Genomic DNA, 12751 nt, shown 5'->3' on the forward strand with positions numbered 1-12751 from the left:
ATCCGGAGTAATTAATAAAATGAATAACAAAAACTATCCGGTCTCCCTGACTGAAATCATTCGGGCAAAAGCGGTCATTCAGCAACACCTGGATAAAACACCGTTAAGGCATTATGCCGAGCTGTCCCGGGTTGCAGGTGCCGATATTTATATCAAGCATGAAAATCATAATCTGACCGGCAGCTTTAAGATCCGTGGCGGAATCAATTTGATGCATCATCTAACCCGACAAGATGTGCCCGGTGTTATTACCTTCTCAACGGGTAATCATGGCAGCTCAGTAGCTTTCTCAGCTGCACGATTTGGGCTTGATTCAGTTGTCGTTGTTCCTGAAAAAAACAACCCGGCCAAAAACAGAAATATTCTCCAGTATGGTGGCGAACTGATTGAAGCCGGGAGCAGTTTTGAGGAATCAGCAAAGGTTGTGGAGTCATTGTGTCAGTCTCGCGGACTCTATTACGTCCACCCGGCTGATGAACCTCATCTTGTAAACGGCGTCGGAACCGGATTCCTTGAGATAATGGAAGATCTGCCAGATCTGGATGCCGTTATTATTCCCATCGGTGCAGGCAGTGAACTGGCTGCCGCTGTCACCGTCATGAAAACAATAAATCCGGCCATTGAGATCTATGCCGTCCAGGCCACTGCCTCACCTGCAGCATTTCAATCCTGGCAGCAGGGAAAAATAGTCACTGCGGCGAACACAACATTTGCAGGCGGTTTTGCCACAGGTGCAGGGTATGACTTGCCGTTTGAGATTTATAAGGATCAATTGGCTGATTTCATTCTATTGTCAGAGGATGAAATCTATCAGGGTATTGCGCTGGCCGCCCATTATACCCATAACCTGATGGAAGGTGCCGGTTCAGCCAGTCTGATGGCTGCACTCAAGCTTGGAAAGCAATTGAAAGGCAAAAAGGTTGCACTCCAGTTCAGTGGTTGTAATGCATCTACTGATGAGATAATAAACGCATATAAACGTCCTGCGTTTAAAGGAGAGTACAACCTTTCAGAGGAACCAAAAGCAGTTGCACATGAGACGAGATGAACCTCTTTAGCTATTTCTCACATACAATGCTTTTATCTGTATTGATAAAACAGCCACAATAGTGTCTGCACATCAGATGGAACTCTCTGTAATCTTTTGCGTTATAAAGGGCCTCAAGCTTTGCCCGGATTTGTTTCTGGTTAAGTTTCTTGGTCTTTTGGCCCTCAATTGGTGGGGGCTTACAGCTGCTGGGTATACAAGTAAATGCTTTCAACTTTAAGGTCTGTATCACAGCTTCTTCCACGATATCATTAAAGTCCATATTTGCATGCCGGGTTTTGGCTTGTGCAGTCGATGAATGGCTTTTAAGTGATGATGAGCCGCTGATAACCGATGACGGGGATGTAGATAATAGACTTGATCTTTTGACACTGGCGGCTGACTCAGGAGAACTACTACCACCCTCGCTTTGAGATAGAGTTAATGAGGACACTGTGACGAGCGCTGGCGAATGGGCAGGCATGAGGTTTTGACTACTGCTATCAGGTATATTAATTGGAGACGTAGAACTGCTTGTAGCAGGAGTTGCAACCACAACATCCTTGCGAGTGGTAAATACCAATGAAGTCGTATTATCACCGTCATCAAGCCCATTTACTACAGGGTCGCTTGATGATGTAAACGGAGAGCCATTTAAGGATGTACCCGAATCAACAGTCAACATATCGAGATCTGGTTCACCACCAGTAAGTCCTGAGCCTGACTGTAATAATGAAACCAGCACAGAATCTGCAGGCCTTGCAGGATGGATAACCTCGACTGGAGCGGAGTAATCACCAATAACCTTTAAAAATAACTCTTCGGATGTTTCGGTTGAAAATAATATGGTCAGCAGACTCGTGTGTTGATCCAGCCGTTGCTCCAGCCTGTAGAAATCATTTGATAACTTTCCTCCAATCCGGCTTTGCTGCTCACATACAGATAACCTGGCAAGAACATTTGTACAGACTTCAAGGACGGTATTGGCCTGTGCTGAATAGGTATGACAACCATCTGTTGACTGATATAAGCCTGCAGAACCAGAAGTAGCGCCAGATAAAAAATTATACTCCTGAGGAGACTTCAACCGCTCCTGTTTTTCAAAGTGGTAGTGCTCTGCAACTTTACCCCACATGCGTCCTGTTTTTCTGGCAGCATCCATGACTTCTTTTGAACAGGTTACTTTTACCTCAGACATAGAGCAGGCACTACCACCGTCAACAGGAAATTCAATATCAAAAACGCGCCTTGCTCTTTCCCAGTCCTCCGAGTCTGTCCCTCCCAATCGGTCTCCAGCCCTTTTATACATATACTGGCCTTCTTCCAGCTCTCCAGACCAATCGGGTGTAAACGCCAGATAACAACGCTCAACTTCTGTTTGGCTGAGATCCAGTACGGGAGAAATCCCGACGTTAGCCATGAATGATTTTCTTATTACAGTTACGCCGTTAATTACAAAATCATTCACCGTTTTTTTAATCTGTTCCGCCAACATGCAGTAACTGGCTTCATCTGGCAGAGCACAGACATAACATCCCATATGACCGGACTGAATACTAACTGCAACCAGTGTATAGCTCTCATCATCCAGTAATAAATGGGTTACAGGACATGGCGGGATTTCATGGTCCACTTTTTTGACAGTCATTTTTTCCAGATCTGTTCTCAGAACAGCTTTTATATCAAATGATGGTAACTGACCAAGGCCAGACAAAGAAAACCAGCAGAAGTAAGACCAGACATAATCAAGGCAAAGGATTACCTGACTGTCACTTTTTGAATCTTTCCGGGCAGAAGTAATAACAGCAAGATGAAACGGAACACGGGATATCTCGGACTGCATACATTCAGACTTGTTTGCAATATGGCGATGCCTTTGATCAAGCACAAAACCTTGCTCAGAAGACAGTCCGGATGGAAATGTAGCCAGCCAGCAGCGAAATGCCCCGGAATCAATCCATCTTCGTGAGTTCAAAACAGCGGTAGGAAGTTGATCACACTCGTACCAGCCAGACGTTTTAAATGGCCTGCCTTTGTCAGTTGAAATTGTATAGCTGACAATAGTGTCATCATGCAGCTCACCTAGTTTCTGAAGCGATCTGGTAGCTGTGATAAAAAACTCTGACTGGCCTGAAGCACTAGCTATACAGAGCAATTCAACTGAACAGAGTAAGAGTATCCATAATGGGAATGCTTTTAGCATCCCCGACCAAAATCCTGTTTTATTTATATTTTCAAGGATCATAGCTGCCACATTAATCTTCAGCACATTAAAGATCGCTTAGAATTATCAAAAACTAGTTGAAGTTTTTGTGACAGACAAAGTAAAACAAAAAATGAATCAATTCCCGGTAAGAAGCACCATATTTTTATAGCAATCAAAGAATCTTTAGGAACTTTTATGAATCACTTGCTTCATATTTATTGCATTGAATTAAAAGGTAACAAACAAAATAACTGTTACTATTGTGTTTGTTACCAATCGGAATTTAAGCGCTCATCATAGCTTTATCAGAAGCCAGTCGATTAGCAAACAACTCAGTGGAAAACAGTCGGTTCTTGTAAGCCGCCAGCTTCGGCCAGCGAGTAGAATCAACATCAACACCCGCATACATTGCATTGATCAGGTTAGAACCCAGTGCCAAGTCTGCCACAGACACTGCTTCACCGGCAATAAACCCGGCTTCATCCAACTCCTGTTCGAGATAACCGTAAACCTTCGGCATTTCTTCTTCAATAATCTGGGAAACTCTGGCTTCATCAGTCTCCTGCTTCAACATGACTTTCTTGACCACCCGCTCAAAAAACAGCGGACCGGCAACAGCCAGTACAGACGTATCGGAGAACTCCTCAAACCAGCGAGCACGGGCACGAGCAACAAGGTCTTCAGGGTAAAGCGGATTCTGTGGATAGCGCTCTTCAAGATACTCACAAATAACGGTTGAATCCGCCAGAGTGACCAGATCATCCTGCAGTGCCGGAATTTTTTTCAGTGGGCTGATGTTTTCAAACCCCTCCGGCTTGTTCATCGGAGTGACGGGATTGATTTCAAATTCCACCCCTTTTGCTTCCAGCGCCAGAATGACCTTGCGAGCAAAGGGAGACAGCTGAATACCATATACTGTTGTCATTTCCACACCTTTTACACTATTGCATTTATCTGGAATGGCACTGCAGGAGGAGTACCAAACCATAAGTAACCAATCGGTTCAAAACAATACCGGACTCCGAACGGATCCTGCAACAGTTTTTTACCACTTGGTTCAAAACCCCTATAATCATCGACCATCGATAACAGGAGAGCTTCGTGGCCCGCCCCAAGAGCTATCAACGTGAAACAGTGATTTGCCAGGTACTGGATGTATTCTGGCGCAAGGGATTTGCTGCAACCTCTCTGAGTGACCTGACGGAGGCAACCGGGCTCAACAAGCGTAGTCTTTACAATGAATTCGGTAGTAAGGAAGCGCTGTTTCTGACTGTACTGGAGCATTATCGAAAGCTGCAGCAACCGGTTATTGAGCTGTTACTTAGAAAACCGCTGGGGATGCAGAATATTCATGATGCATTCGAAGTCATGGCCGGAAAAATCGACTCCAGAGGCTGTTTGATTGCTCTCTGCCTTAATGAACGTGAGCTATTGGGCGAACAGGTTCTGAATCAAGTCACTCGTAGCGTAACCGCTATGCGGCAGCTGTTTCTGGACAATCTGGCGTCCGTTGAATTTGTTGCGAAAGTGGATCGTGAAGCACTGGCCTGCCTGCTGGGGATGCAAAGCCTTGCCATTGCCGGTATGGGACGAATGCAGGCTGAAAATTGTCAGGTTCAAGCCATGGTGAAACAGTTTTTAGCGATTTTACCCAAACCGGTGAAAGGGTAGCTTTCAGGCTACTGTATGGCCGGTTTATATTTTTATAAGAAATTAATTCCAAAAACGTCTTATAGTCAAAATTATTACTGACCTGTCTCAATACTGTTAGACAAATCCACTGATCTGCCTATCATGAAATACTGTAGAAAATCGCATTAAAATCCAATTGTTACTCACTGCTCTGAAGAACTAACAACAGGCAATAAATCAGACCAGCAGCATGTGATGATAAATGTATTCAAAGCACGAACTGTAAACTCATGGTTAATTCTGCAGATATGCTTTGTTTGCATAGGTATACTGCTATTCCCTTCCCAGGCTAAAACCTCCGGCACCAGTTACTGCAAAAAACATCACAAGGTGCATACCTTTATTTCAGAAATAGGCCGGGTCGCATGTCCTGACTGCGCAAAATCCTGTACTTCTGCAAATCTCTCCAGACCGGCAGGGCCAACCCGAAGCGAGCCTATCTCAATCCCACCCCCCCCTCGCAGACAAACAAGCGAAACACCGGATATTCACTTACCGGAACCGATAAATCTTTTTCAGATAAAACTGGAAACAACTCTGAGCAGTCAATCACTTTCTTTTCACTATGTAGACCCGCCTGACCTTGAGCCTTTTGATTTCCTTCATGTTCTGCGACAAAATCATGATCCGGCTTTCATCAGCTTGATAGCAGCTCACTACAGTATTTGTCCTTCCGAACAATTTTCTGTCCCCCAGGATGGCCCATTACCCTATGGGTTATCACAGTTGTGTTTCAAGGATTCATACCATGGCTGGCACATCGCCGTGCTGCATTTTTTGCCCGGGCCTCATAACCAGTATCAACTCATAAGTGAGGACGGGATCGTGACCGAGCCTCTTTCTTGTGAAAGGGTTCACTCATTGCTGCAAGACTTATTGAAGCCCGGGGATGAATACTCTGGCAAAAAAGTCTCATTCTTTACTTATCATCCTGGTCAGGTTTTCGACTCAAGGGGCAAAGCACTCGATCAATACCTTACTGATTGTTCAACAGTATCAGACCTGACCGAAAGCGTTGAGGCTGATAAAGAGAGTGTGCCGGAAGAAACACCACCGCTCTGTACAACCAAATCGTCAGGCTCATGGGAGGTCGTTTATCGCGAGAAACGGCCAGAAAGAAAACAAAGCCGACCCAAGGCCATGGTTTTAACGACTGATACCAGCCCCGGAAAACTGTCAATCGATAGTCCTTCACCCGGCTTTAGAGACAGAAGTTTAACCATGATCAGCTCCAGCAGCAGCTCTGGTCATGGTTTATCCCTCAAGCGAACTTTCAGCGATTCCATGCTATCCCGCTATACCTTGTCAGAATCAGAACGGGAAAGGGCAAAGATAGCATTAAATATAGCTTTCCCGACCGCAACAGAAGAGACCATGTATCAACTTCTGGCCAACCAGCTCACAGAAGATGATCCACGGACCTATGAATCAGTCGATGTTCTGGAGGAGGATCTCGCTCCCGAAGCCTTTGTTCAGGAGTCTGTGCTGGAAACATCCCCACCTTCAGATAGTAACATATGGTCAGTTCTCCAACTGGAGACACACCCGGACAGGCCGCACTGCCTGCTGAACACAATCGCCGTACAGAGCTTGGGACAGCCAGTGTGTGACATGCCCTGCTATGACCGTGATGCACTCTATGAATTGTGTACTCGCAGCCTGGGGAGGTTACAGCAGGTAGAGCATATTAAACCGGAGTCCCTGAAAGACTCGCTGACAGTGATTATAAAGTCATATCAGCCTGCATGTTGCCGGGAACTATCCGAGCTCGGCCATATACTGACACAAACAGCGTCTCGGCCAGCCACTCAAATATGTGAAATTGCTAGCTGGCTATCCCCTTTATTATCCAGACCTGCTGAAGAATTCAATTTTTTTGGAACTATTCTGGATCAAGTACTCGATACACTGCATCGGTCACCTTATCGAAGTTTGGGTACAACGGATTATGATCTGCTGATTCAGAAAGCCAAAAGTCTTATTACCACCTTCGATAAGGCATGTAAGAACTTACGGGAGATGGAATCACTACCCGCTTATCTCAGAGAGGCCATTACAACGGACCAATCCAGCCTGAAAACTCAACTAGAAGAACACTGCAGTATGCTGGAAGTATTGCAGACAAATGATTTCCGGGGTATTTCCTGTGCTTTAAACAGCGTGGTATTGAGCCATTCAACGGCTAATCAGTTGCTATCAACGAAAAGCAAAAATAGAAAAGCAAGGGCATCACTACAGGTCATCAATGAAGCACACGACAAGGTAAATCTTCAATTAAGCGCAGCTAACTCAATCTTCTGGCCTGATATGATTGCCCGCTTACTGGGTTTCGAGTCACTAATACTCGAGAAATTGCATGATGCAGGCCTGGACAGCGAATACGAAGAGACCCTGATCCAGCAGATACAGGAAACACAGTGTCAACCTTTCACCAAAACGATCATGTACAGGTTTGCGGGTAAATACCATCCGCTGGTTTTGAAATATGAACCTGCCGGCGCCCTTCGTGTTGAACCACCCGCCCATATCCCGGCCAGCCCACAAAGTCTCAGTCCTCCCGGAGCCAAACCCAGAAATAATTGCGATCCATTTGAAATTCAGTACAACAACCGGCTCAGTCCATCAATGAAAAGAGATGAAGCCGAGCACTGTGTCAATATGATGCTGGCTTCAATGAAGCTGGGCCCGTTGGTCATTTATGATGAGATCAGGGTAGGTATTCCTTACGCCTTTGCTGTCGATCGGCAGAAACGCAAAACAGTTACGGCTCTGCGTTGGAGAGAAATCCTCACCGCAGCCCTGATACAGAAGTACCCCGCAGAACTGGCCCGGGCAATGGCAATGCCCCACTCTCACCCTCCTGTCAAACTGACAATTTTTTATAACTGCCTGCTAAGTCCTGATTCAGTAAGAAGCAAGATGCCTATCGACGATAAAGAACAGAAATGGGTGCTCAAAACCAGAGAATATATCAAGCAACTGAATAGCGGCCCCCCGATAACACTCTCGATCACCGATCGCAAAGGTGGTGTACACCCTGTCACCGTCCAGCCGCGAATTTTTATGGTGGTCTGCCCCTGTAACGAGCTGGCTTTTGACAGTGTGATACCCAGCCTTGGCACATGGCACTGCGCTGATGATGTAACTCAGGACACTCTGCTGGAGCTTTTTGGTTCACTGGATCCGATAGAAGCATATACCGGTTATACCAATCAAGTAGCCTCGAGATTATCTGCAGACAGTGCAGAGCGACAGGAAATTGAGGAGCTGGTACAGCTGATTCGATTTTTGTTCAGTAATCAGCTCCATCGCAAACTCCTTCCGGAGCCCATGTATTTCAGCAACCTGATAACTGAACTGGGACGAATGCTCGGTGCAGTCAATGTGATTGGCTGTAAAAGCGCCAAGGACAGAACCGGAAACAAAAGCCAGAGCGATATGAAAATGGCAGCTGACTGCTACTTTGCGAGGCTTCAGTATCAGCAAAACCCCACATGCCTGATTGTACCGCTACCTTTCAGGTATCTTACCGAAACCGATCACTTTCACTGTTGCCAGTTCAGCCTCAACAGTGGGCAGGAAGAAAACCAGTTAATGTCAACTGCAATTCCAGGATACAAGGTCAGAAAATATATGATGGGGTGTGCCGTTACAGTTTTTCCGGTATTGAACCGAAGGGTGAAGCCAATCAAAAACTGGTGGTAAATATAAGCTCACATTTTTTAATCAAGAATTACTGACCTCATCCCTTTCAGTAAGATAAAAAGCAAAAATATTCAAATATCAAGTATTTATAACATCCACCTTCTCATGCTAAAACGACAGGACGCGTATGTATTTTATCCTCCTATAATAGCGACTCACCCACTTTGATACTGTGATATTGGAGCAATAACCATGTACCAGTGGTTTCTTCGTTCTTGCAGTTTATTCATTGCCGGCCTGTTTTGTTTTATTCAGAGCTCGCTTATTACGGCCAACGGCACTGTATATCCCCTTAAGTTTGATAAAACCGATGCCGTAGTGCGAGAAAAACGCTTTAAATATTCTGCTACCGGTCACAGCCCCGGACAGCATATAAAACGCATTGAAATTCGAAAGGTCGGAGAAAATCAGGAATTTACAGATTCAGCTGAGGACGATGCATTTCCCCTAACCCCCGACATCATCTGTCATGCGAAAACATTCTCGTCTTTTATTGAACCGGAAGAAGACACTGACTCTACTTCCGTAGCCGGTCCTCAACCCGATAAGCCAATTACCCAAACAGCAGCTTTTATGGCTATCGCAGCCACGCTTGATCCATCACTCACAGCTTTCAACCTTGGGAAGGATCAGACACCAGCAGCTGCATTACAGCAGGAGTTGCAGCAGTTCACAGCCACCAATGACAAGAGTAAGCTTATGAATGGCTGCGGTATTGACGATAAAAGCTATAAGTTAACGAGGGTACCGGGAATTCCCGCTTATTTTCATGCCCTGCCGGCAGAGCAGATCTTTGAGATGATTATCGGCGGTCTTGGAGAGCAGGATTGTCTCTGTATCAATCTGGTATATGCTCCGCCAGAGGGCGACAGTGAGGACACAACAGGCGATTTAATTGAACTGTTTATCACCCTCTATACCGGCGGAAACCACTGGATTGATCTCACCCAGATTATGACGGTTGATGAGGGTATGAAGCAAACCCCGGGATATACCCCTGCTCATGCTCTGCTACCCGGAGAAGATCAGCTTCATGGTACTAGCCCCAATATAGTACTACCGCTGTTGGATAAACCCATACTTGGAACCATGCTTCGCCTGATGTGTGCAACAGATAAAACGGCCATTCCACAGGCAAAACAGGGTGATGACATGCAACAGGATCAGGAATCACTTTCTCTTGCTCCCTTTCCCTGTACAGTGAACAAGCCTGCAGGCTCCAGAATGGAAATCACTGTAGATTCACTGGGACAAACCTATGTATATGAATTCAGCGAAGCAAAAATTACGTCTCTTGAAGTTCGCCGGGACAATCTATCACCTACACGAACACCGGTAACCTCCTTTAAACTGCATACAACTCAGTGGACCCGCTTTTCTTCATCAGCCAGCGTTAATTGAGTGATCAGATCGCAACCGGAAGAGGGCATAAGCCCGGCAGCAAACTGGATCAATGATCTGGTTTGTTGCTGTTGATATATTTGCTGCACTCGCATCAAACAAGCCGCTCCAGCCTGTCAGAGATGTCAATAACATCCTGACACAGTGATGAAATGCCATGCTGCCGGTAAAACTGCACAACGCTTGAAAAGGAAAAATCAATGCGAGGCAACATAAAGAAACGATAACGGGTAGATATCCGCCACATCCCCATTTTCAGATAGTAATTCTCTACCCCCTCCAATGCTTCAAGCGCCAGAAAACTGCAATCACTGTGAAACCTCGCAAGATCAATGACGCAGCAAAGCAGCAACTGCCCCAGCTGACGCCCCCGGTATAAAGGCAGTACACCAATTCTTTCGATAAAAACAGCATTAGGGTTCTGAAATTCGGCAGTTTCAAGATCAGGATCATCGCCCAGCATAAACATGGTGAACCGTTCATCCCTTCCGGTATAGATACGCTGGGTAAACTCGACAAACCCGGCCGGCTTTGACGGCTGCTCCAGTGGCATTAATGCAACCACACCGGATAGCCCCGGTGGATTCATATCGATAGAAAAGTCGTATCGTGCTTCCTGAGCTGCAATATATTCCCCCCCACGCAACTGCTCCCATAGATTATTCATGCAAACCGCCCGGCTCCACGGGTAGTAGACAGGCTTGAAGCCGGCATCCAGCACAGCATTATAAACACTTCGATGCAGTAGCATGGCAATCGCATAAGGTACGCTAAAAAGAGCTCCTGCCCAAGAGCGTAGAACTGATAGGCTGAGAGTAACAGCAGGTTGCTTCCTTTTTCCCGGCCAGTAAAATCCGGGCAATAAAGACATCAACAGGACAAACTGTAATGAACCCATCAGATAACTATCGCGCGCTGGATGCACTACAGTTTGATAATCGCTTTACTGCAGAGCTTCCTGCAGACTCTGAACAATCCAACAATATCCGTCAGGTCAGAAATGCCTGTTATTCCCGGGTGCAGCCGGTCGGGTTCAGCAATCCAGAACTGGTTGCCTTTTCCAGAGAAATGGCAGCAGAGCTGGATCTCAGCTCCGAAAGCTGTCTGACACTTCGCTTTACAGAAGTATTCAGTGGTAACCGGCTTCTGCCAGAGATGGACCCCTACGCGACCTGTTATGGTGGTCATCAGTTCGGTCAGTGGGCGGGCCAACTGGGCGATGGCCGAGCCATTAATCTCGGTGAGGTGATAAACCGTCACGGCAAACGCTGGGCGTTACAATTGAAAGGGGCAGGCCCAACGCCCTACTCCCGCATGGCTGATGGCCTGGCAGTACTCCGGTCATCGCTGCGGGAGTTTCTCTGCAGTGAGGCTATGCACCACCTTGGTGTTCCGACCACCCGAGCGCTGAGCCTTATGCTGACCGGGGAAACAGTTACCCGGGATATGTTTTATGATGGCCGTCCGAAAGCCGAGCCCGGCGCGGTGGTCTGCCGTACAGCGCCGTCCTTCACTCGCTTTGGTAATTTCCAGATTCTGACGGCTCAGGGAGATACTGATCTGCTGCGCCGTTTTACCGAGTACACTCTGCGGACAGATTTTAATGAGCAACGGGAATTAACCCCAAAGGTTATTACCGAATGGTTTACAGATGTCTGTCGCCGCACGGCCATTATGATTTGCCACTGGATGCGAGTCGGGTTTGTTCATGGGGTGATGAACACTGACAATATGTCGATTCTAGGCCTGACCATTGATTATGGCCCCTATGGCTGGCTGGAAGACTATGATCCCGGTTGGACTCCCAATACTACCGATGCCTCGGGCCGTCGTTACTGCTATGGACGACAGCCGGAAATCGGGCTGTGGAATCTGGTTCAGCTGGCAAATTCACTACTTCCAATGGTAGAACAGGTTGAACCACTGCAGCAGGCACTGGAAGTCTACTCAGAAACCTTTGTCGCCCATCGACAGCAAACCATGGCAGCCAAGCTGGGACTGAAGCATTATGATGCTGCGACTGATGACACGCTGACCACGGATCTGCACCAGACACTTAAACTTGCCGAAACGGATATGACCGTTTTCTATCGCCGCCTTGGAGCAATGGATATAACTTCGGACAGTTTTAAAGAGTCGACAAATGACGAGCTGCTCAACCCATTGATGGATGCTTTCTATCAGCCCGAGCAGTTATCAGGTGACACGCTGCAGCAGTTTGCCGACTGGCTCAAAAGTTATCGCCACCGAATGATGCAGGATGGCTCCCCCTACAAGGAGCGCCGCCAGCGCATGGATGCCGTCAACCCTAAATATGTACTTCGCAATTACCTTGCCCAGATGGCAATCGACAAGGTCGAGCAAGGCGATAATTCCCTGCTTGAAGAACTGATGGATACACTGCGTCACCCATATGATGAGCAGCCTGACAAGGAGCAGTTTGCAGCCAAACGGCCGGAGTGGGCACGTCATAGGGCTGGATGCTCCATGCTCTCTTGCAGTTCATAACAAACTGACCACAAAGAGAATGCTTAAAACTTACTGCATGAGACATAAATAATTACAAAACATAAAGAACGTTTTGCATCAGATGGCTATGTTTTTTATAAACTGTAGAAATCAACATGCTGGCTGAATGTTCTTATGCTTTGTAATAATAAGATTGAGCGCCTTTCACTAATCCTGCTGTTCATAATTATTGCTTTGCTAGCACAATCAAC

9 protein-coding genes are annotated in these 12751 nt (G+C 46.5%); 5 read left to right on the plus strand and 4 right to left on the minus strand.

Annotated elements, in window-relative coordinates; translation table 11 throughout:
• The first annotated feature begins 19 nt into the window (after window positions 1-19).
• Window positions 20-1048, plus strand: coding sequence for a threonine ammonia-lyase (locus tag ACYZZ0_RS04530; protein ID WP_461535391.1), 1029 nt, complete (start codon window positions 20-22; stop codon window positions 1046-1048).
• Between the two features lie 10 nt (window positions 1049-1058).
• Here ACYZZ0_RS04530 and ACYZZ0_RS04535 read toward each other — a convergent pair whose 3' ends face one another.
• The gene (locus ACYZZ0_RS04535; RefSeq protein ID WP_461535392.1) at window positions 1059-3296 is read right to left on the minus strand and encodes a hypothetical protein; all 2238 of its coding nucleotides are present in this window, start codon (window positions 3294-3296) and stop codon (window positions 1059-1061) included.
• A 220-nt stretch (window positions 3297-3516) separates the two neighbouring features.
• A complete protein-coding gene (locus tag ACYZZ0_RS04540; RefSeq protein WP_461535393.1) occupies window positions 3517-4158 on the minus strand; it encodes a glutathione S-transferase family protein in 642 nt (213 codons plus the stop codon).
• 176 nt (window positions 4159-4334) lie between these two features.
• On the opposite strand from ACYZZ0_RS04540, the gene ACYZZ0_RS04545 reads away from it, so the two are divergent.
• Window positions 4335-4904: a TetR/AcrR family transcriptional regulator gene (locus ACYZZ0_RS04545; protein ID WP_461535394.1), complete on the plus strand. Its 570-nt coding sequence runs from the start codon at window positions 4335-4337 to the stop codon at window positions 4902-4904.
• A gap of 1115 nt (window positions 4905-6019) precedes the next feature.
• Here ACYZZ0_RS04545 and ACYZZ0_RS04550 read toward each other — a convergent pair.
• The gene (locus ACYZZ0_RS04550; protein WP_461535395.1) at window positions 6020-6148 is read right to left on the minus strand and encodes a hypothetical protein; all 129 of its coding nucleotides are present in this window, start codon (window positions 6146-6148) and stop codon (window positions 6020-6022) included.
• On the opposite strand from ACYZZ0_RS04550, the gene ACYZZ0_RS04555 reads away from it, so the two are divergent.
• Together ACYZZ0_RS04555 and ACYZZ0_RS04560 are read left to right on the plus strand one after the other, a co-directional pair.
• Window positions 6147-8630 carry an inositol phosphate phosphatase SopB gene (locus ACYZZ0_RS04555; protein ID WP_461535396.1) on the plus strand — a complete coding sequence of 828 codons (2484 nt, stop codon included), beginning with the start codon at window positions 6147-6149 and terminating at the stop codon, window positions 8628-8630. The two genes, ACYZZ0_RS04550 and ACYZZ0_RS04555, sit on opposite strands and share 2 nt — an antisense overlap.
• A 573-nt stretch (window positions 8631-9203) precedes the next feature.
• Window positions 9204-10031, plus strand: a complete 828-nt coding sequence (locus ACYZZ0_RS04560) for a hypothetical protein (RefSeq protein WP_461535397.1) — start codon at window positions 9204-9206, stop codon at window positions 10029-10031.
• Window positions 10032-10125: 94 nt separating this feature from the next.
• Here the strand turns inward: ACYZZ0_RS04560 and ACYZZ0_RS04565 are convergent, their stop codons facing one another.
• Window positions 10126-10782 carry a GNAT family N-acetyltransferase gene (locus tag ACYZZ0_RS04565; RefSeq protein WP_461535398.1) on the minus strand — a complete coding sequence of 219 codons (657 nt, stop codon included), beginning with the start codon at window positions 10780-10782 and terminating at the stop codon, window positions 10126-10128.
• A 137-nt stretch (window positions 10783-10919) separates the two neighbouring features.
• Here ACYZZ0_RS04565 and ACYZZ0_RS04570 point away from each other — a divergent pair, with 137 nt between their 5' ends.
• Entirely contained in the window at window positions 10920-12539 is a 1620-nt protein-coding gene (locus ACYZZ0_RS04570) for a protein adenylyltransferase SelO (protein WP_461535399.1), read from the plus strand.
• The last annotated feature ends 212 nt before the right edge of the window (window positions 12540-12751 follow it).

Origin of the sequence: Spongorhabdus nitratireducens (assembly GCA_947387575.1) — a bacterium.
Lineage (GTDB): Bacteria > Pseudomonadota > Gammaproteobacteria > Pseudomonadales > Endozoicomonadaceae > CANDOC01.

Coding starts and splice junctions, on each gene's coding strand:
- ACYZZ0_RS04530 (WP_461535391.1), top strand. CDS start 20: ATGAATAACAAAAACTATCCGGTCTCCCTGACTGAAATCATTCGGGCA.
- ACYZZ0_RS04550 (WP_461535395.1), bottom strand. CDS start 6,148: ATGGTTAAACTTCTGTCTCTAAAGCCGGGTGAAGGACTATCGATTGAC.
- ACYZZ0_RS04560 (WP_461535397.1), top strand. CDS start 9,204: ATGGCTATCGCAGCCACGCTTGATCCATCACTCACAGCTTTCAACCTT.
- ACYZZ0_RS04555 (WP_461535396.1), top strand. CDS start 6,147: ATGATCAGCTCCAGCAGCAGCTCTGGTCATGGTTTATCCCTCAAGCGA.
- ACYZZ0_RS04540 (WP_461535393.1), bottom strand. CDS start 4,158: ATGACAACAGTATATGGTATTCAGCTGTCTCCCTTTGCTCGCAAGGTC.
- ACYZZ0_RS04570 (WP_461535399.1), top strand. CDS start 10,920: ATGAACCCATCAGATAACTATCGCGCGCTGGATGCACTACAGTTTGAT.
- ACYZZ0_RS04565 (WP_461535398.1), bottom strand. CDS start 10,782: ATGCTACTGCATCGAAGTGTTTATAATGCTGTGCTGGATGCCGGCTTC.